Origin of the sequence: Acaryochloris marina S15 (assembly GCF_018336915.1) — a bacterium.
GTDB classification, from domain to species: Bacteria; Cyanobacteriota; Cyanobacteriia; order Thermosynechococcales; family Thermosynechococcaceae; genus Acaryochloris; species Acaryochloris marina_A.
The window spans coordinates 1,048,444-1,068,854 of sequence record NZ_CP064923.1 but is presented as its reverse complement, the minus strand read 5'-3'; the positions used below and the strand labels follow the sequence as shown (position 1 = coordinate 1,068,854).

Genomic DNA, 20,411 nt, shown 5'->3' with positions numbered 1-20,411 from the left:
GTTTATGAATGCCTGAAAGTTAATGTTATAGCCTGAGACTCATTATTCTTGAAGATCACAGATAAAGCGATATTGATAGTTTTTGAGCATAAATTGAGATAGCGACCGTAGGAAGCTAATATCATCTTTAATTCATGATGTCTTTAGGGTGAGAAGACCTCTGATTGAGTTAATTCACACTTGCAAACTATGATCAAGAGTCTTTGTTTGGCTTAGAGCTTCTATGTTGAACTTCTTCTTTTTTGTGAGAATGTTCGCTTCAGATTATTCAGTTTCTAAGTGCTCAACTGAGGGCCCAAAATAAATCTAGAAGACAATTTTTTGTATTTTCCTCTAGTGCCTGAACTTTACATTTTTGATAGGTACATCTATGGCCTTACAAGTCGAACTGCTTGAAAGCAGCTTTGAGAAAGTTAAACCTCAAGCTAATGAATTTGTTTCAAGCTTTTATCACAATTTATTCACAGACTATCCAGCGGCTCAACCCCTCTTTGAGGGGACCGATATGGAGAAACAAGGCGGTAAGCTCTTGCAATCCTTGGTGTTGGTTATTGAAAATCTACGTAAACCGGATGCTTTGAGTAACGCCCTCAAAGGTCTGGGAGCCCGACATGTGAAATATGGGGCCTTACCTGAGCATTACCCATTGGTGGGGTCAACCTTGCTCAAGACCTTTGAACAATATCTGGGGGACGCATGGACTGAGGAGGTTCAATCCGCCTGGGTAGATGCCTATGGTGCTATCACCACGATCATGCTGGACGGTGCAGATTATTCAGAAGCAGAAGTGCAACTCGATCCAGAAGCTGCCACGCCACCTGCTGATTCAGGTTCTCCGCTGCAAGTTGAACTTCTGGAAAATAGCTTTGCCCAAGTGAAGCCAGTCGCTACTGAGTTTGCCGATCGCTTCTACGACAACTTATTCACGGATTATCCCGCTGCCAAACCTTTATTTGCGAACACGGACATCAAACAACAAAGCAAAAAGCTCCTACAATCCCTGGTTTTGGTTGTGGAAAACCTGCGCAAGCCAGAGGTGTTGGGAGATGCCCTGCAAGGGCTAGGGGCCCGACATGTCCAATATGGGGCCTTGCCCGAGCATTATCCGTTGGTCGGCAATACCCTCCTCAAAACCTTTGAACAATTTCTCGGATCTGCCTGGACGGATGACGTCAAACAGGCTTGGATTGATGCCTATGGAGCCATCTCCACGATTATGTTGGATGGTGCTGATTACTCGGAAGCAGCGTTAGATCTCAATTCTGCTCAACCTGCACAGCCCAGCCTTATTTCTAGTGAAGTCAGTGAAGTTGTGGAGAGTGATCGCCCAACAGGATTGCTATTAGGTCTGGCGGGCGGCGGCATTATTGCGGTCATTATTGCCATTCTGTTGGTCTAAATTCTCTAGGGCAGTTGTAGTGGCCAAGACGCAAAAATCTTTTTTCAGCTTTTCGACTCTATTCAATGTCAGAAATACCGTAATTTTGCTGTGTTTAATCTTAATGGGGTGGTTAGGGGCAGCTTTTGCCCTAGACCACAAGACAATCTTTTTACCGGGTGTAACCTCTAATGGCCACATCCTGTTTGAAGCCTCTTGTGCTTCATGCCATGAAGGTTTTAAACCCGTGACGAATGAAACCTGTATGCGCTGTCATGAGGCGGAAATGGCAACGGATGCCCATGGACCCAAGAAGTTCCGTGATCTGCGCTGGGCTGCTGAATTAGAGAAATTAGAGGTTCTAACCTGCACGACTTGCCATAACGAACATGTGCATATGTTTGATCGGGGGGTACATCTGAAGCCTGATCTTTGCATGATTTGCCATGAAGGCATTATCCAAGGGGAACTGGCGAGTCATAAAGACTTCTCTCCTGATGGATGCTGGACAGCCGGTTGCCACAATTACCATGACCACCGCACCATCTCAACGGGGTTCTTGCGCCAAAATATGGGCCAGGCGGACATGTTGCCCAAACCTGCGTTACCCGAACGTAGCTTTAAGCCTGAACTTAAAACCCCTCCTCAACCGGATTTGGGGAAAGAGTTTGTGGGAGGGCGAGCATGAAGCAGGTCGTCCTGGGAGGGTTGCTAGCGCTACTGCTATGGAGTGGCTTGACGGCCCCCGTTGCTGCAGTTGACAACGCTCAGCTCCAAGCCATTAATCAAAGCTGGTCAAAAAGTGCCCATGCCTTAGCTGAGGTGAACTGTTCGAGCTGTCACCAACCTCAGTCCGCTAAGCAGGTGATTCAGCAACCGACCCATGAAAGCTGTCGCTCCTGCCATGAGGGACAGGTGGATACCTTTTTGCTGGGTAAGCATGGCATTCGTCTACTGGAAGGGCAACCTGCCCTAACACCAGCTTTGGCTCACCTGCCGATGCAGGCGGCTGTCCATGATAAGCAAATGAACTGTAATGCTTGCCATGATGCTCATTCTGTCAAAACTCTACCGGCCTCGGTCGATTCTTGTCTGACGTGCCATAAAGACAACCACTCGCTGAATTACAAAAACTCCCGGCATGCTCAGTTGCTGCAAGAAGAGGGGGTACTCCCCCGTCCTTCAACGGTTTCAACCACTTGTGCCACATGCCATCTGCCGCGACAAACATCGGAGTCGGGGACGGTGATGGTCAACCACAACAATACCTATACGTTACTGCCCCGAGATCGCATGGTGAAGGAAGTCTGTATGAATTGCCATGGCATGGAATTTGCCTACAACAGCATGTTTGACGATGACTTAGTGGAATCGAACTTTGCCCGACCGCCCACCTTATCCCTGGACACCCTGAAGATGGTGCGTACTCTAGAAACCCAACGGTCGGGTAATGCCACTTCGAAGTAATCCAGTCCCTATCTAACGAATCAGATTTATGTCATTGAGAGGAGACACAAGATGAACTTGACCCGAAAATGGGTGCGCCAATTGCGCACAAGAACCTTTGCTTTCTTTGCTTTAGCTGCGGCGATTTGTTTCACAGCTGTGGCCTGTAGTGGAGGTGCGGAATCTCAGGCAACGGGTGGTGTAAAACCCGAATTGGTTGCCGATTACATCCATACTGCTTTAGCCTCTGACCGGACAGCCTATACCAAGCATGTCGTTAACCGAGCCAAGAAATTGGAGGGGAATGCGAAGGATAAAGGCGTTCTGGATATAGAAGCTACCGAAGGTTGGGAAACCAGTAATGGTATTCCCTTGCCTGCTCAAATGTTTCGTCTCGGGTCTGAAATTGCATCCGAATCAGATACTGCTTTTACCTACAACCTAATTTCAACTTGGTATATTAACGACGCTCAAGGTCCTAAAAATGACTTTGAGAAAAAAGCAATCCAGGAAGTTGAGAAAACTGGAGAACCTTTCAAGGAGTTCCAAGAAGTGGGAGGTAAGAAATATTTCTCTGCCCTCTATCCAGACAAGGCAGTAGCTGAAGCGTGTGTCACTTGTCATAACACCCATCCCATCCACAAAGAACGGTATCCCGATAAGGTCTTCAAGATGGATGACGTCATGGGTGGCATCATGATCAACATTCCCTTGGATGGTGCCTAGATTTTGGCTCTAAGCCAATGTAATTGTTTATAACACTCTGTGGGGGAAGGGGATTGCGCCATCAGTCAATCTCCTAGAGCATTTTTTCAAAAGTCGTGGGACGAACTGATGGTTCGAATTCCTATCATCTTTTTTGAGCTATGAAGCCCAAATTTTCCACTCTGATTATTCTGACATTGGTTGTAGCAGCCATTTTGACCCCTTTTGCCTTGAGTGGGGTGTATATTCCGTTGCTGCGCGATCGCAACTTCAATACCCTGATCATTCTGCAAACTGATCTGTATAAGCTGATCACCGGGTTTATTGTTCTGGCTCTAGTCTTCTTTGAACTGATGCTAGCGTTGCGCAAGCGAGGGCGGCGGTGGAAAATTGCGGTACCGGGCTCTATTCTGTTGTGGCGCAGCTTGCATATTTTTGTCGGTGTAGCCCTAGTCGCCACCGTTTTACTCCATACGGGCGGAGCGATTGGCGATAATTTTAATGCAATATTTCTCTGGGTTTTCTTTGGAGTAGCCCTATCTGCCTTAATGGGCGTGGTTGCAGAAACGGGGATTCTAGAGTCCTCACAGAAATATTTCGGGTTGGTCCCTCAAAGCTGGCAGGGTTTGGCCAAGCGCTTGCCAACAGTCTCCAAGGGGCCCCTCATTCGCAAACTGCGTTCGATCTGGTTATCAACCCACATCATCCTGGTCAGCATGTTTACTGTCATGCTTGGGTTTCACATTTTTTTGGCCTTTTACTTTCAATAACTCAACCAGTAGTCAAGATCAAAAAAGAGGGCGGTGTTTACCGCCCTCTTTTTTGATCTATTAGGCTTGGACCTTAGTAGTCAAAGTCTCCGCCCATGCCAGCGCCAGCGGGAGCATTGTCCTTCGGCTCAGGCTTATCAGAAATAATGCACTCAGTAGTGAGAACCATACCAGCAATAGAAGCGGCATTTTGCAGTGCTGACCGGGTCACCTTTGCAGGGTCGACAATGCCAGCGGCAAACATATCTGTGAACTCATTTACTGAAGCGTCGAAACCAACATTGAACTCTTTCTCGCGAACTCGCTCAGCGATAACGGCACCATTTTGACCTGCATTTTCAGCAATGCGCTTTAAAGGGGCTGTTAAGGCACGCTCTACGATAGTGGCTCCAATAAGCTCTTCACCAGTCAGGTTATCCGCTGCCCAACTTGCGAGCTGAGGACCTAGGTGAGCCAAGGTGGTACCGCCACCGGGCACAATCCCTTCTTCAACAGCTGCTTTAGTAGAGTTGATGGCATCTTCTAGGCGAAGCTTCCGATCCTTCATTTCAGTTTCGGTTGCAGCACCCACTTTAATGACAGCAACACCACCGGCTAATTTAGCCAAGCGCTCTTGTAGCTTCTCTTTATCGTAGGAAGACTCAGTCTCATCCATTTGACGACGAATCTGCTCACAGCGAGCTTGAACATCGGTTTCATTCCCTTCAGCCACTAAAGTTGTAGTGTCCTTAGTGATGGTGATTCGACGAGCTTGTCCCATCATTTCTAGCTTGGCAGCTTCTAGTTTGAGGCCAGCATCTTCAGTAATCACTTGACCACCGGTCAAGACAGCAATGTCTTCCAGCATGGCTTTACGGCGATCGCCGAAACCCGGTGCTTTCACAGCTGCTACATTCAAAACGCCGCGTAAACGGTTGACGACGAGGGTAGCCAAGGCTTCTTTCTCAATATCCTCAGCAATTACCAACAAAGGCTTACCCGCCCGAGCTGCTTGCTCAAGCACAGGCACTAAATCCTGCACAAGGGTAATTTTCTTGTCGGTCAGTAGAATATAAGGCTCGTCAAGAACGGCCTCCATTCGCTCTGTATCAGTGGCAAAGTAAGGAGAAATATAGCCTTTCTCAAAGCGCATCCCTTCGGTGACCTCCAGTTCGGTGGTCATGGATTTGCCTTCTTCCAAAGAAATGACGCCTTCCTTGCCCACTTTATCCATGGCGCTAGAAATCATTTCACCGACTTCATCGTCGTTGCCAGCGGAAATAGTAGCGACTTGTGCAATTGCCTTGGAATCTTCAACAGGGCGGGCGTTCTCAGCGATTTTCTCCACGAGAAAGCCAGACGCTTTTTCAATTCCACGCTTAAGAGAAATAGCGTTAGCGCCAGCTACGACGTTACGCATCCCTTCTTTGACCATGGCATGAGCTAGAACAGTAGCCGTTGTTGTACCATCTCCAGCTGCATCGTTGGTTTTGGACGCAGCCTGACGAATTAGGGCAACACCTGTGTTCTCAATGTTGTCTTCAAGCTCAATTTCTTTCGCGATGGTGACGCCGTCATTGACGATCTGGGGGGCACCAAATTTCTTCTCTAGAACAACATTGCGACCTTTTGGGCCTAATGTCACCGCTACAGATTCACATAGAATGTCCATCCCTTTTTCAAGGGCGCGACGGGCATTCTCGTTATAAATAATGCGTTTAGCCATGGAAGCTCAACCTCAAACTTAAAGGAGTAACAGCGAAGTTCGATAAAATAAAATTGCCCATTTAATATGGGCAGAACGAGTCAAGTAACGGTGTTACGTTTAGTTGACAATCGCCAAAATATCTTTCTCAGAGAGCAATACAAACTCTTCACCGCCGAGCTTGACGTCTGTACCGGCATACTTGGAATACAGAACTTTGTCGCCTTCTTTTACATCCAAGGCTTGGCGAGAACCGTCATCACCCCGCTTGCCTGGGCCAACAGCAGTGATTTCGCCGACTTGAGGCTTCTCTTTAGCCGCATCGGGCAAGATAATGCCACCCGCAGTCTGCTCTTCTGCAGCACTGACTTTAACGAATACGCGATCGCCTAAAGGCTTAACTGTAGAGACGCTTAAGGAAATAGCTGCCATACTGGCTCCTCCAAACTGGATAATGATTACTGGGATTTAGCACTCTCGACTCCCGAGTGCTAATCTATCTGAGGTGATTGGCCAAATTCAATCTTTTAGCTGTACGGGTTCCCGAACTTAAGGGTGCGAGTCGCTGCAGAACCCATACCAAGAGGCGTTCAAGATTAATGATCTCGGGTAACTAATTCAACGCCATCACGCTGATCCGTAACATCTAGATAGACGTTAACCAGTTCTTCTCGTGCAGTGGGCAATACCTTGCCTGTAAAGTCAGGGTGAATCGGCAGCTCTCGATGGCCCCGATCAATCAGTACAAGCAATTGAGTCAGGGTGGGTCGGCCATAGTCATGAACGGCATTGAGGGCGGCTCGTATCGTTCGACCACTGTAAATGACATCATCAACCAGTAGAACGGTTTTCTGAGAGAGGTCTGTGGGTAAGTCAGTTTTCCCAGGAGTTCTGACAGTAATTTGGTCTAAATCATCGCGGTAGAAGGTAATATCTAGGCTACCAACCGGGACTTTGATATTCTCTAATAGCTCTATTTGCTGGGCTAAGGCACTGGCTAAAGGAACCCCCCGTGTGGGGATACCAAGCAGTACTAGCTGATCGAGAGTGCCTACCCGTTCAATCACTTCTGATGCTAATCGCGTAATTGTACGGCGCAATTCTTGAGCAGACAGAATTTTAACAATATTAGAGGACATGGATATAGAATCCGCGCAGTATCATCACGTTGAGGGCCTCATTGTGATGGAGAATAGTTATAGTACTGCGTTGATTTTACGCATTTTTGCGGAAGCGAACATGCCTAAAACTTGATATTCCTAGATTAAGTGCACAAACTTGTTGTCCTTTACCCTTTGAGTTGCTATGGTACCCAGCTATGACATAGCCAATAGCTACAAAAACATTATGGAAATTCTGGTTGATGAAGCAATCGATCAGCAAACTTGTGATTGGTCCTTAGAAGAGGCTCAACAGATCAACCGGATTGAGGTGGCAGCCCATGCCCTCAATCACTTGCCTCCTCTCTATGCGTCTAGTCAAGAAGGGGTGGCTCTCCAGTATGAGCGAGCTCAACGGGATCATCAGGATGAAATTACAGCAGCGGTTAGCGATGCTTTGGCAGCAATTAAGCAAATTCCTTGGAAAGGGTCTACCCCTTTTGATGTTCGCTAAAGAGAGTGATTTCTGATAGTGGCTCGTGGCTAAAAACTGAGCTTTGCGATTAGATCAAGACTGCTTTGATACTTGTAGAAGAGATTGGGCATGTTCTAATGCGTTTTGCACCTGAGTAAATCCTGTGCCACCAAAGCTATTTCGAACTGCAACGACTTGTCGCGGTGAAATCGCTGCATAAATATCGTTTGCGAATTGGGGGTGAAACTGCTGCCATTCCTCTATTGTTAAGTCTTTCAGTAGTTTTCCTTGGGAGAGGCAAGCTTTCACCACAGCGCCAACGATATTGTAAGCTTCCCGAAAAGGCACCCCTTTTTTTGACAAATAGTCTGCGACATCTGTAGCATTGGAAAAATCTTCACCCACCGCAGATTCCAGGCGTGGGGTTTGAAATTCTAGTCCTTCGGCCACCAAAATAGTCATTGCTTCTAAACAAGCTTTAATGGTGGTCACACCATCAAAAATGGCTTCTTTATCTTCTTGCAAATCCTTGTTGTAGGCCAAGGGCAGTCCTTTCATCACAACCAGTAAGCTCTGCAAATGCCCAAAGACACGCCCTGATTTGCCCCGAACTAATTCGGGAACATCAGGATTCTTCTTTTGGGGCATAATGCTGGAGCCTGTGGCACAGCTATCCTTTAGTTTTATGAATCCAAACTCTTCCGAGGCCCAAAAGATAACTTCTTCGGATAAGCGGCTGAGATGCACCATGATTAGACTGGCAGCGCAGAGAAACTCAATGGCAAAATCGCGATCGCTGACGCCATCCAAACTATTGCGATAGAGATCGACAAACCCTAGCTTGTCGGCGGTGTATTGGCGGTCGATGGGGAAAGGGGTTCCGGCTAGAGCCCCCGAACCTAAAGGAGAAACATTCACTCGCTGATCAATTTCACTGAGACGCTGCCAATCTCGTTCAGCCATCTCAAAGTAGGCCAGCAAGTGATGGGCTAGGCTGACGGGTTGAGCCCGTTGTAAATGGGTATATCCAGGAATGAGCGTTTGTACATGATCTGCGGCTAAGCTAACGAGTGCTTGTTGCCAGGTCCGAATCAACGTCTGAATTTGCAGAATTTGATCATGCAGATAGAGGCGAATATCGGTGCCAACTTGGTCATTTCGAGAACGCCCCGTATGGAGTTTTTTGCCAGTGTCTCCAATCAGTTCAATTAAGCGGTTTTCGACAGCAAAGTGGACATCTTCGGCATCAATGCCTGGTTGAAATTGGCCTTGACGATATTCTTGGCGAATGGCCTCTAATCCTTGATCAATGGCATCGGCTTCCCCTTGGGAAATAATGTCTGTGTGAGCCAACATTTGAACATGAGCTTGTGACCCGGTTAGATCATATTCAACTAAGGCAATATCGAAATGAATGCTGGCATTAAAAGCTGCAATCACAGGATTTAAGGCAGATTCAAACCGTTGACTCCAAACTTTAGAGTCAGGGGAGTCGTAACCATTCGCGGGAGGTGTGGAAGAGGATGCCAATGTATGAAGTCCGAAGTAACAGAGGTTCAGTGGGCTTTAGTAGGATGTAATGCTGCGAAACACGTAGCCAACAATAAAACCGATGATCAGAGCCCACACCTGTCCCGATTGGATAAAGTTATCCCACATAGATTGGAAAGAAGAACCGAGATTATCTTCAAATTGTTGAGCAATCCAGAGGTTGTGGTTGAACAAATTCAGGCTGGACTGAAGGAGAGAGAGGTTCATCTGCGTTGATCCTTCAAGGAATATCTTCATCTGTTATGAAAGCATGCCCAGAGGGTAACAGGAACTGTAGATGTTGTGAAGATTTCTGCAAAGCAGAAGTATGAAAGAGGGATGGGTTGGCGCTACCCCTTCAAGCCGCTCCCAGCTTCAGAAGGGACGATATACCGTTGCATAATCAGGAAAAACAATAAGACTGGGGCAACTGAAATAACTGAGCCAGCGGCGATTAGTCGCCAATTCAGCCCAAATGCACTAAAAAGATTGGAGACTGCGAGGGGAAGGGTGTAATACTCGGGCTGATCCAGAATGATCAATGGCCATAAGAATTCTCCCCAAGAGCCAATAAAAACAAAGATCGCCAGGGTAACCAGGGCTGGTCTGACCGATGGCAGCATAATATGCCACCAAATTCCTAGCTCTGTACAGCCATCGATGCGGGCAGCTTCTTCTAATTCTTTGGGGACGCCTTGGAAGGCCTGCCGGAGCAGAAAGATGCCAAACGCAGATGCGATCGCAGGAAAGATCACACCCAGATAGGTATTTTTGAGCCCTAACTCAACGGCCAGGACGTAAAGCGGGATCATCACAATTTGAAAAGGAATCATAATTGTGGAGACAACCACCGCAAAAATCAAATCCTTACCCTTAAAATCCAGTCTAGCCAGGGGGTAAGCGGCAAGAGAGCTGAACAACACATTGAGGGTGACGGTGAGAGATGAAACGAATAGGCTATTGAGAAAATACTGACCAAAGGGCTGTTGTTGCCAAACAGAGACAAAGTTATGCCACGTGGGGTGGACTGGGAATAACTGCTTTAAGAAGAAAACAATATTCTCCAGGGGGGATAAAGATACATCTCTTGACGCTGCAACCGGGAAAATATTGTCTTCCTGGCCTTTGAATGCTGTACTGACCAGCCATAACAGCGGTAGTAACATGGCCAAGGCAATGACACCCAGGAGTACATAGGTGACTCCTCGTGACAACCATTTCCAATATCGATCTTGCTTTAGCACCATTGGGCTATTGGCTTAATTAATCCCATTATCCTACCAGCGTCTCTTAAGCGGTCGCTGATCTCGAAGTAAAAGACGCCTTGATAAAGATAAATAGCTAAGCGCACATCAATGGTGCTGGTGCAGTCTTGAAAATAAGTACAAGTCTAATTGCCGTAACTCTGAAATAGATTTGAGCAATTAGGTCCTATTCTTCATCTTCAGTAATCTGTTTTAAATGGATATGCTTTCGTCCAAGAGAAATTTCAAACTCATCGCCAGGAGCCAATTCCATCTGTTTGGTATAGGCAGCCCCAATCAGCAAATTCCCATTGGATTGAACGCTGATTCGGTAGCTGGCGTTGCGACCGCCTCGACCATTGCCATTTTGGCTTTTGCCATCTAATTCTACGCCTTCAGCATCGATCAAAGCATTGAGGAATTTCATCATGCTGATGCGTTCTGACCCATCCTCATTCAGGGTAAAGTAACCGCATTCTTTCGCTTTTTCTTCACGACTTAGGTCTTCGAGTTGTTTGACCTTCTCAACCAAGGCTTGTCCACTTAAAGGCGTCTTACCTTGTTTTTGCTTTTTAGCCATGAGTTTATCAATCCTATTCTGCAATATCACCTGTTGAGACAAGCATAATATATGCTGCTTCTTGTCATCAATAAAGCATAAAGGGAATCGCAAAAGGTTGTTTAGACCCAATCCACAGTTTTCCCATTTACTTGAATGAGATGCGGTAATGAGTACTAAAAAATTTAGGAAGAGTGTGAGAATAGCAGTCTTGGTGAGTTTTATGAGGAAAATAAATGATATTTTGGATGGAAAATCAGGAAAACTCTATTCTTCGGATGACATAGGATTTTATCAATCTCTAAGTCTGTAATCCTTTGCCTCTATAAGCTTAAAATCCCACTGTTGAAGAATGAAGAGTGAAATTTCTGTATTAACAAAATAGTAATAAACTCTATAGTCTGTCACGTACATCGACCTAATCTGAATGGATAAGTGTTGACGGGTATTTGATTATTTAGGAGTATGTCGAGGTGCGATATACTGTCCATCGAGGAACTAATGATTATCTGTAGTTCAGATGCTACCGACTATTATGTATAGTTCCAAGAAAGCCGATTAAAACTGCTGTCGTAAATCTCAGCTCATCCACTGCCCAAAATAGGTGAGATGTCTAGCCCATAAACTGAGATTGAGTATTGGGTTTAGAGCTTTTGCCATTAGTCAAAATGATAGGTAAATCTGAAGGGTAATTTTCTGGGGATAAATAAAAATATCTGCAGGAATAAAAAATGCTCTTGAGCAAAAGTGTATCCAATATCCAAGGGTAGAGCGGAACTCGAGCAGGCGATTATTGAACGCTAAAGCTGGGTGTTGATCAGCGGCTACAGCCTTATAACCATTGACCCCCACGGAAACGCCAACGGGGGAAAATGAGGCGCATCAAACTTTGTGAGGTAATAAAGACGGCTATCCAGACAAAGCTGTAGTGAACAATAAACCAGCCCAAGTGCCAGACATCTGTGCCTGGTAATTTAATTTCAGCAACATCGCTGAGCAAAATAATAAACAGTCCTTCCCATAACGCTGCTATCCATTGCAGTGCTGCTGGCCAATCTTGGTCCCAGCGGAAGTTCTGGATCTGGATGTAAAGGTAGTCCCAGCCTAAACCAAAGATAACGATATATTGTAGCAACCAAAAATAACCAGAGCCTTCAGGATTGCCGAAAAAACCGCTGCAAAATAAAAGGGTAATGACAAGGCCCACGGTTTCCATGAGTAGAATACGGGTTTGCCAGCGTCCGAGCAGAGTGGGGGTCATGGTTGGAAATCGTTAAGGAGTTTTGTTCTGAGCCCATTTCAGCCATTGTAAAAATGAGCTGATACCATTGAGCCGACGGAGATTGGGGGCACGGGCTGCAACTAAGCCATCAAGGGCTTGTAGGGCGGTGTACTGTAATCCTAAAAAGCTGTCCACTGCAGCATAGGGTCCCCCGAATGTAATGGCACCTGCCCCATACATGCGACCATTTTGGTTGCGCATTTCTAGGAGTTCAAAGTCATTGGTGACAGCCAAGCGTCCTGCTGGGTTCAAGGGTAAATTATAGTGGGTGACCAAATCATTGAGTAGCGGACTGGCTTTGACTTTGCTATCTAGACCTGTGGCATCAATGATGAAGTCAGCCTCCAGCTGGATTTCACCCCGGGGTCCTTTTTCTTGGATATAGGTCGTGGGGCGAGATTGGGCATTGGGCACGACTCGGGTGACTTCACCAAAGGTGATTTGATACCATCCCTGATCGAGTCCTGTCTGGACCAAGTCTTTCCAGTCCTGGCGATCTGCCGTGGTGGTGCCCCCCCAATCCGCTAGGAAATTGGTGCGTTGGTCAGGGGTAGCTTGTTCTAGCTCTTCTCGCAACGTACCTCCCCAACAGGCTTTAGGCCAATTAAAGGGCTGGAATTCAAAATGATTGTCAACGGATCTTTGAGCTTTACGAAATCGGTTGCCTTTGGGTTTAGGGGATCGCATTAAGTGCAAAATCGAAATATTGGCATTGCGCTGACGAGCCTCGTGGAGCCTTTGAATAATGCGAGAGGCGACAATTCCCCGTCCCCGCAGAACGACCGTTCCTCCCTGGCGTTCTAGGGTTTCATAAACATGGTTATGGTCTTCGTAGGCATTGACAACGGATTTAAAGTCTCGGGTTTGTTCTCGATAGGCTTTGAGATCGGGTAAAAATTGTAAAACGGGATAACCGGTGGCCAGATGGACATGACGAGCAACAACAAAGGCTGTTTGTTTGCGACCAGGAGAATAGGCAATGGCATAGCGGCCATCGTTGGTCTTCCGAATGGCTCGGACTCGCCCAAACCGATACATTTGGGGCCAGCCAATCCGAACTGCTTCCCGATCAATGGAGGCGAATACATTGCCTGCCCTGGGGGTATAGGTTTGGATAAAAGTGGGTTCAGCAAAGACCTGCCACAAGTATTGCAATGCAGGATTGAGTTTACCTTTATTAAACTCATGCCAAGCTTCTCGTAAGGCATAGCCCGGCCATCCCCAGATGTTGTCAGGACAGGAATCCGAGTTGGACCTTAGACGTTCATGGGGGGGGATTTGGGAGTTGAGGCAGAGCCGTTGGTAACGAGCATAGGGGCGCTCTTCGATACCGAGGGCCCGAATTTGCTGGGGCGCTGCACCCGAAATTCGCAGAAAATTTACCCAGATGAAGCTGCCTAACCCTGCGCCCACGGCTAAGTAGTCGATCTCTTCTACGGGGAGCTGGGTGGCATATAGATCTTGAACGACGACCTGATTGGCTTGGAAGGCAGGGGGTAAAACGTTGACGGGCGCAGCTGCAACAGGCGCAGCCGGAACGGGAGAATCTGGCTCGGGGACCTGGATAATGGATTGCTCACTGGCTTCGGCGGTGGGTAAGCCCGTACCGTCCAGGGTAAACATCAAGGTAATTTCGTAGGGACCAATTTTGAGGAGGTCCCCATTGCTGACGTTGCAGCTGGGTTGGAGTACGCCGTTGACCCAGGTGCCGTTACTACTGTTTTGGTCGGTGACGCGAATATGGCCTTGGACCCATTCAATGACGGTGTGATAACGAGAGACTTGGCTGCTATTGAGGACGATTCGAGCCACCCGCTGATGGTTGAGTTCTGCAGGCATCTGCGCGAATTCGCGGCCAAAGGCAATCGGACAGGTTAAAAGCGGGGTTCGTTGTTCACCCGTAACTGGATCTTGCCAGTTCAACCGTACTTGCCCAGGAATGGTGCTCATGCTTCACCGCCCCTATGGTTTGCCGATAAAAACGGTGTTGGATGTGGCCATGGAATGGCCACACATGGGACAGTCCTGTTTGATCGCATCATTACTATAGGCAGCGACGTGGTGACATTGGGGACATTGCAACCCATAAGCTGCCGTTGAAGGGGGACCACTTTTGGGGAAAGCGGGTGGCGCTGCAGGAGGCGTAATGGTCATAGCTGTGATTTGAAGCTCTACCCGTCCGAGCTTAATCCGACTCCCGGCTCGCACGGGTAAGTCTCCTTGTTTAAGCAAGGTGCCATCTACCAGGGGGGGATTTTGTTGGCGCAGGTTGCGAATAAAAAACTGTTGAGCTTGGGGTTGAAAGAAAATTTCTACATGTAGCCCAGAAACGGAACGCTCTTGAAAAACGATGTCGCACAGGGCGGGGTCACGACCTAGGCGAATTTTGCCCAGCTGTTTGCTGGGTTGTTGATCCCGTAAAACTTGGATTTTGGTTTGGCCGAATTCTGACCATTGGAGTGTTAATTCACTCATGGATGCCGCCAGCTCATAAAGTCTGAATCAAGTGCAGAAGCAATCTTCCTTATTAATAGTCAGGATCTTGCCTACAGCAGGATAAGGTACCAATTGTTTTAAGGACTCTTTCAATCCTTACCTTCTCCTCAGCATACCCGTGCTGCCGTGACAATCATCACCGCGATCGCAGTCTGCTACAGGCTATAGATGGCTGAATAGAGGGCATTCTTAGGATTGCAGCAATATCCTAATCCTGCTAAGAAATAAGACAGGCTCCTAGTCCAAGACAGCAATACCTTAAGCGCCAACATGAGAATTAATCAGCAGTGGACCAACCTATGGTGAACGATCGGCAGAGTGGTTTACTCAGACTTATTTCGGCTCAGTCTAATGCTGACGTAGCTCAGTCCTGTTATTCCCTATCTGAAACGGGGGAAACGGCGATCGGGCGAACGGCAGACTGCCAAGTGATCATTGATTCCAATCTTTTTGGTGGAGTTTCACGCCGTCATGCGATCGTTAAACCGACGGGCTCTCGGACGCCTCAAGGTGCTCCGATTTGGCAAGTTTGCGATCTCAATAGTGCGAATGGCACCTATGTGAATGGTCAACGAATTCAGGGGTGTCAAACCTTGAATGTGGGTGATCGGGTGATGTTGAGCCACAACGGCCCTGAATTCCTATTTGAGCATCGAGCCACCCAGCTCTTAGATCAGTTCGCCGCAACGGGCTCTCCTGCTCCTATATCTACACAGCCGTCTTATCCCCCTTCTAACCCACCCCAGCCGTCTTATCCCCCTCAACCACCGGTATATCCCACTCAGCCAACACCGGGGGCTGTCTCTAACCAGGTGACTGTAAGTCAGCTGTTTCCCATCGTTTCAGCGCGCAAAGATCTCTTGGGTAAGGGGTATTTAATCCCTGGCATTCTCACTGTAATGATGGTGGTGTTGCTATTTATCTTTGCGAGCAACCCACCTATCTTTAATTTGCTCTTGGCCTTGTATCTAGGGGGTGGCGGGTTTTATTTCATTTATCGATTGTGCGGTAAAGCCAAGCCCTGGTGGGTGTTGTTCCTCAGTACCCTGTTCACAATGGTGATCCTGGTAACGCCGATCTTGAGTCTGTTTATTCTGGTCTTTCGGGGAATTTTGCCCGGAAATGTTCAAGATGCGTCTCCTGATTTTATTTCCCAACTGATTAGTCACTTCTTTGGCGCAGGTTTAATGGAGGAGTTGCTCAAGGCCCTGCCTATTTTTGGATTCTTCTATTTGGGATCGCAATTACGCCCCCCGAGTCGCCAAAAAGTTGGGGTTTGGGAGCCCTTGGATGGCATTTTGATTGGCGCAGCGTCGGCCCTTGGATTTACATTGCTGGAGACCTTAGGACAATATGTCCCCGGTATTGCCCAGCAGGTTGCGCAATCGTCTTCGAATGAGTTTGCTGGGGCCTTAGCTGCAGTTCAGCTTTTGATTCCCAGAATCTTAGGATCGGTGGCTGGTCATATGGCCTACAGCGGTATTTTTGGCTATTTTATTGGGCTAAGTATTCTCAAGCCAGCCCAGCGATGGCAGATCCTAGGAATTGGCTATCTGGTGTCTTCTGGGATTCATGCCTTTTGGAATGCGTCAGGGAGTTTGGCTCGGAACTTTGGAGAATTGGCGGCTGTTTTAGCACTGATGACGGTGGGGGTTCTAGCCTATGTCTTTTTGACCGCAGCGATTTTGAAGGCACGCCAGTTATCACCAACACGATCGCAAAATTTTGCCACCCGTATCGCTCCACCGAATTAATAGGTATGCAATCCTCACAATTAATAGGTGTGATGTCCTTAAACTAGGCCGATTTCCCGTAGTCGTTCTTGCAGGTACTGTCGGGCTGTTTTGCCTTCTGCAAGTACCACCTCTGGTCGAGGATGGAGAAACAGGGGCATGGATAACCGGGACTGATGCCGAGCTGGACCGTCAGGATTGACGACGCGGTGGGTGGCTGAGCGGTAAAAGCCTTGGCTTGCCAGCTGCAGCATATCGCCGACATTGACGACAATATCGCCGCGATCGCACACTACGGATTGCCACTGACCCTCTGCATCCAACAGCTCTAAACCCATCGCCGTTGCAGCTGGCAGCAGCGTGATCAGGTTGATATCTTCATGGGCAGCAGCGCGAACAGCTCCTGGAGGAATGTCATCGGGTAAAGGTGGATAGTGCAGCAGGCGAAACAGTATTTCCTTACTCTCAGTGATCATGGCACTTAAGGGTTCTGTAAAGCCAGAGCGAATGTTGGGTGGAGCCTGGATTTCTACCCACTCCAGTAGCTCTGTTGCCAAGTGCCGGAGTTGGTTAAATAAGTCCCAAGTGGCATCACTCATGCCCTGGGGGAGAGGATGGCTTTCATAGATATGAAAGAACTCTTTCAGGTCTGGGGTGGTATGGCCCTTGGCTTGCTCCGTCTGAAATGGAAAGTAGCCCGATTGAATTTTCGGGTCAAAGGTATATTGAGCTTTCTCTTCACGATTGAAAAAAGTCTGCCAGTCTTGATATATGCGCTCTACTAAGGAATCAGTAATCGGACTGTGGCGAAGAACGGCAAACCCAGATTGTTGGAGAGACTGGGCAAACTGTTGTGGTGCATCAGCCGATTGATAATCCAGGGTGGGCAAAGGGGAAATCATAGGGGCGATCCATGGGCAGCAAGCAGGGCAGTGCCATAGGCGGCTTGTTGATGCTGAGCGGCATAACAAGGGACCTGAAGATGGCGTTGACGAATAGTTTGCCAGACCGTGTTTTGGGCACCCCCGCCAGCAGTATAAACTGCCTTCAAGGGAGACGCGCCATGAGTTTCTAATAGATGATATCCCTGGGCTTCGATGCGAGCCATGCTGTCTAGTAGACCCTGCAAAAACTCCACAGGATCCTCTGGGCGAGGGGTGAGCTGTGGCTCCAGAAGGGGATCATTAATGGGAAATCGTTCTCCAGGCTTAAGCAGTGGGTAGTAGTTCAAGGGACTAGGCTGGCTGGGGTCAATGTGCTGGCTGAGTTCAATGAGTTCTGGGGTGGAGAAAAAAGATTGAAGTACAGCTCCACCCGTATTGGATGCACCGCCTACAAGCCAGTAATCTCCGAGGCGATGACTATAGATGCCGTAGTTGGCCAGATCGATCCGGGTAGGACTCAATAGCTTGAGGACAAGGGTAGAGCCAAGGGACGTGACGGCCATCCCTGGTTGAGTCGCTCCGCTGGCAATAAAGGCGGCAACGCTATCTGTGGTGCCTGCACAAATTTGACACTCCGAGGGGATGCCAAACTGACGGGCAAGGCGAGGTTGAATGGGGCCAATGGGTGCGCCGGGTCTGATGACTTGAGGCAGCAAAGGCAGAAGCTGGCTGAGGGGTGGCTGGTGGAACCAGTCGGGATACGCTGCGATGCGGCCTATGTCCTGCGGACAGCAAGCAACGGTCATCGCAGGATCGTATCCTAGTTTCAAACTATTGTGATCATCACTGAGTCCTGGGCGGCCATGCAATAAGAAGGCTAACCAATCAGCCTGATGCATCAGATAGCGAACTGAGGTCATATCCACGGTGCGGCTCATACCCAGCAGTTTTGCCAAGCTAGAACTAGCACTGAGTACAGGATGACCCGCAGGAGCCAAGCTGGTGAGCAGTTCTAAACTAGCTGGATCGCAGGTGTCGTTATACATCTGCGGTGGATAGAGAGGAATGCCGTTCTCATCGCAGAGCAAAATGGTGGAGGAAGTACCGTTAATGGCGATGGCTTGTAGATGCGATCGCACGTCTGCCGGGATCTCACCGATTAATTCCCATAGGGCATGTTGCCAGCAGTCTATACGCTCCTTTGGGGATAGCCCCGGAAACGTACAACTAGCTTCTGCCAGGACTTGGTTCTGTTGATCAATGACAATTGCTCGGGTCCCTGATGTGCCAAAGTCAACTCCTAAGGAATATTCCATTACTTCCCCGTTGTCTGGATTAACATCTAGCCCTCTTGACTAGCATCCGGTTCGTTCGTATCGATTGTGGGATCAGACTTTTGTGAGGTGGAGATCGCTTCTGTCAACTGTCTGGTTTGCCGATGGGATAACATCCCGAGCAAGACCGGAGATTGTTTACCTTCCCCTTTTTTATTTTCAGAATACCGTTGCACCTCAAGTACAACTTCTCCCTGGTGGCACCCAGGACATTGGCGTTGATCCACTTCTAAATAGGGAATGGTTGCTGCTCTAGGTTGAATATGAGTTGCAGCTTGGACGATCTGATCGGCCTCTAAAACTTTGAGGAAAACCTCGGACTGTTCATCTGCAACCGTGCCCATCCTTTGGCCCTGGCCGTACCACTGATCGCAGGTTTCGCAAAAAGGATCTTTAGCGGCAGACTTTGCCATGATCACACTAATGGCTTCAATAATCGCTAACTCAATCAGCCAATAGATCCAGGTAAATGTTTCATTCAGAGGAATGCCATCACTACTGCTACCTGCACGACCGATGCTGAGACCCTGTTTGGCTGAAAATTTGAGATACCCCACAAAGCCAGATGATCCGGTTTCTTCCTGAAAAAAAGTGTCCATCAGAGCGTTCATATCCGCTGAGTCAAGATCTTGACCCAGCTCAGCCTCAATCTCTTTAGCAAAGGACTGTCGAGTCAAGAAATATTCACCCCCGTGATAGGCCCCATAGGTGATTAAGCCGGTCAGGACCCCGAAGAAGAGACCGACTAGGGGACTGCGAACTTTGCCTTTCTTAATGGCGACAGTCGTGGCACTGCCACTGGTAAACCCCATCAGGGCTGGGAAGATCAACAACAAATAAATCCAACGAGCGATCAATGCGATCCCACCGCCTACGACTGCGCCACCCAGGATGGATAAAGTCAGTAACCATATCCATCCTGTCCCTGGCACTTTGTTGCTAGGTCGATATGGTTTCATAAGTCCGCCCCTTGCTCGATAGCTGATGAATGGGTCGATTGTACTGCTGTGCACCTCAAGTTGGGAATTTTGGGGCAGCCAGGATGGCATCTTGTCTTCAGAGGAGGAATGCGGAAGGAAAACCATAGAAAAATGGATGAATTAGACAGAGTGATCCATAATGTGTTCGAAAGTGAGAGGTTTATCACTTCTCCTTAGATGGCTGAGCCTCAGCGTTCTGCGCCGGGAAAAGCCACGTTTTCCATTCTATTCGTGAACCCAGTGCTGTGAAATTCAACAATCGCCCCAATCGTTGTATTGAAGTTTCAGGTAAGACCTGTTGGATTAGTCGAGATGTGACGGTGTTAGGCGTTATCTTTTTTGTGATTGGAGAGACGGCGTATATCCCTTTGGGATTAAGAGGGGACCAAATGCCGACAGAGCCGGGGAAATGGGGACTGCCGGGTGGTTATCTTGACTATGATGAAACTGCTGGAGAAGCGATTGTTCGAGAAATATGGGAAGAACTGGGACTTAATATTCCCCATCTTCAGAGCCAGTATCCGTTTCAGGGAGCTTTAGATCAGCCCTATTATGTGGGGTCTCGACCGTTACGGCTGCAAAATGTGTCCCTGCGGTTTCCGATGATGTTTTTCTTGGAAAATACGACTCAACTGCCGTCGTTACAACCTCAAGTTGCCGTCGATGAGGTGGCTGAAACCCGGTGGTATGAATTGGAAGAGGCCATCAATATGCAGTTGGCGTTTAACCATAACGGCATTATGAAGCACTGCTTAGAAAGCTACTACAAAGATATTTGGTCTCCTGCCCTTCTCTCTTCCTGATGGGACAG

At 48.1% G+C, this 20,411-nt stretch carries 21 protein-coding genes; 8 read left to right on the top strand and 13 right to left on the bottom strand.

Annotated features, from left to right (window positions below):
* Positions 1–370: 370 nt before the first annotated feature.
* From I1H34_RS05705 to I1H34_RS05685, 5 genes are all read left to right on the top strand, one after another.
* On the top strand, positions 371–1,399 hold the full coding sequence (locus I1H34_RS05705; protein ID WP_212664748.1) for a globin family protein: 1,029 nt from the start codon (positions 371–373) through the stop codon (positions 1,397–1,399).
* A gap of 19 nt (positions 1,400–1,418) precedes the next feature.
* On the top strand, positions 1,419–2,066 hold the full coding sequence (locus I1H34_RS05700; RefSeq protein ID WP_235107497.1) for a cytochrome c3 family protein: 648 nt from the start codon (positions 1,419–1,421) through the stop codon (positions 2,064–2,066).
* Positions 2,063–2,845, top strand: coding sequence for a cytochrome c3 family protein (locus I1H34_RS05695; protein WP_212664747.1), 783 nt, complete (start codon positions 2,063–2,065; stop codon positions 2,843–2,845). Before I1H34_RS05700 ends, I1H34_RS05695 begins: the two co-directional genes overlap by 4 nt.
* Before the next feature lie 51 nt (positions 2,846–2,896).
* A complete protein-coding gene (locus I1H34_RS05690; protein ID WP_212664746.1) occupies positions 2,897–3,550 on the top strand; it encodes a Tll0287-like domain-containing protein in 654 nt (217 codons plus the stop codon).
* Positions 3,551–3,690: 140 nt separating this feature from the next.
* On the top strand, positions 3,691–4,299 hold the full coding sequence (locus I1H34_RS05685) for a hypothetical protein (protein ID WP_212664745.1): 609 nt from the start codon (positions 3,691–3,693) through the stop codon (positions 4,297–4,299).
* A 73-nt stretch (positions 4,300–4,372) separates the two neighbouring features.
* On the opposite strand, the gene groL is transcribed toward I1H34_RS05685, so the two are convergent.
* The 3 genes from groL to pyrR all read right to left on the bottom strand — a co-directional run bounded on the left by groL (position 4,373) and on the right by pyrR (position 7,122).
* Complete coding sequence (groL, locus tag I1H34_RS05680; protein WP_212664744.1) at positions 4,373–6,004, bottom strand: chaperonin GroEL; 1,632 nt, start codon at positions 6,002–6,004, stop codon at positions 4,373–4,375.
* 99 nt (positions 6,005–6,103) lie between these two features.
* Positions 6,104–6,415, bottom strand: a complete 312-nt coding sequence (gene groES / locus I1H34_RS05675; protein ID WP_212664743.1) for a co-chaperone GroES — start codon at positions 6,413–6,415, stop codon at positions 6,104–6,106.
* 164 nt (positions 6,416–6,579) lie between these two features.
* Positions 6,580–7,122: a bifunctional pyr operon transcriptional regulator/uracil phosphoribosyltransferase PyrR gene (gene pyrR, locus I1H34_RS05670; protein ID WP_212664742.1), complete on the bottom strand. Its 543-nt coding sequence runs from the start codon at positions 7,120–7,122 to the stop codon at positions 6,580–6,582.
* 166 nt (positions 7,123–7,288) lie between these two features.
* Here pyrR and I1H34_RS05665 point away from each other — a divergent pair, with 166 nt between their 5' ends.
* Complete coding sequence (locus I1H34_RS05665) at positions 7,289–7,597, top strand: late competence development ComFB family protein (protein WP_212664741.1); 309 nt, start codon at positions 7,289–7,291, stop codon at positions 7,595–7,597.
* Between the two features lie 54 nt (positions 7,598–7,651).
* Here the strand turns inward: I1H34_RS05665 and argH are convergent, their stop codons facing one another.
* The 7 genes from argH to I1H34_RS05630 form a co-directional block, all read right to left on the bottom strand.
* Positions 7,652–9,088, bottom strand: a complete 1,437-nt coding sequence (gene argH, locus I1H34_RS05660; protein ID WP_212664740.1) for an argininosuccinate lyase — start codon at positions 9,086–9,088, stop codon at positions 7,652–7,654.
* Between the two features lie 36 nt (positions 9,089–9,124).
* Entirely contained in the window at positions 9,125–9,316 is a 192-nt protein-coding gene (locus I1H34_RS05655; protein ID WP_235107494.1) for a hypothetical protein, read from the bottom strand.
* 122 nt (positions 9,317–9,438) lie between these two features.
* On the bottom strand, positions 9,439–10,335 hold the full coding sequence (locus tag I1H34_RS05650) for a carbohydrate ABC transporter permease (RefSeq protein WP_212664738.1): 897 nt from the start codon (positions 10,333–10,335) through the stop codon (positions 9,439–9,441).
* Positions 10,336–10,519: 184 nt separating this feature from the next.
* Complete coding sequence (locus I1H34_RS05645) at positions 10,520–10,912, bottom strand: AbrB family transcriptional regulator (protein ID WP_212664737.1); 393 nt, start codon at positions 10,910–10,912, stop codon at positions 10,520–10,522.
* A gap of 811 nt (positions 10,913–11,723) precedes the next feature.
* Positions 11,724–12,152, bottom strand: a complete 429-nt coding sequence (locus I1H34_RS05640) for a hypothetical protein (RefSeq protein ID WP_212664736.1) — start codon at positions 12,150–12,152, stop codon at positions 11,724–11,726.
* Positions 12,153–12,164: 12 nt separating this feature from the next.
* Positions 12,165–14,123: an FHA domain-containing protein gene (locus tag I1H34_RS05635; RefSeq protein ID WP_212664735.1), complete on the bottom strand. Its 1,959-nt coding sequence runs from the start codon at positions 14,121–14,123 to the stop codon at positions 12,165–12,167.
* 12 nt (positions 14,124–14,135) lie between these two features.
* On the bottom strand, positions 14,136–14,648 hold the full coding sequence (locus tag I1H34_RS05630; protein ID WP_212664734.1) for an FHA domain-containing protein: 513 nt from the start codon (positions 14,646–14,648) through the stop codon (positions 14,136–14,138).
* Positions 14,649–14,968: 320 nt separating this feature from the next.
* On the opposite strand from I1H34_RS05630, the gene I1H34_RS05625 reads away from it, so the two are divergent.
* Positions 14,969–16,423 (top strand): PrsW family glutamic-type intramembrane protease, encoded by a 1,455-nt coding sequence (locus tag I1H34_RS05625; RefSeq protein ID WP_212664733.1) that lies wholly within the window; start codon positions 14,969–14,971, stop codon positions 16,421–16,423.
* Positions 16,424–16,461: 38 nt separating this feature from the next.
* Here I1H34_RS05625 and I1H34_RS05620 read toward each other — a convergent pair whose 3' ends face one another.
* The 3 genes from I1H34_RS05620 to I1H34_RS05610 are packed head-to-tail and all read right to left on the bottom strand — an operon-like array spanning position 16,462 to position 19,579.
* Positions 16,462–17,304: an isopenicillin N synthase family oxygenase gene (locus I1H34_RS05620; RefSeq protein ID WP_212664732.1), complete on the bottom strand. Its 843-nt coding sequence runs from the start codon at positions 17,302–17,304 to the stop codon at positions 16,462–16,464.
* Positions 17,301–18,602, bottom strand: a complete 1,302-nt coding sequence (locus tag I1H34_RS05615) for an FGGY-family carbohydrate kinase (protein ID WP_212664731.1) — start codon at positions 18,600–18,602, stop codon at positions 17,301–17,303. Before I1H34_RS05615 ends, I1H34_RS05620 begins: the two co-directional genes overlap by 4 nt.
* Before the next feature lie 26 nt (positions 18,603–18,628).
* Entirely contained in the window at positions 18,629–19,579 is a 951-nt protein-coding gene (locus I1H34_RS05610) for a hypothetical protein (RefSeq protein WP_212664730.1), read from the bottom strand.
* Between the two features lie 266 nt (positions 19,580–19,845).
* Here I1H34_RS05610 and I1H34_RS05605 point away from each other — a divergent pair, with 266 nt between their 5' ends.
* Positions 19,846–20,403, top strand: coding sequence for an NUDIX domain-containing protein (locus tag I1H34_RS05605; RefSeq protein WP_212664729.1), 558 nt, complete (start codon positions 19,846–19,848; stop codon positions 20,401–20,403).
* Positions 20,404–20,411 lie beyond the last annotated feature (8 nt).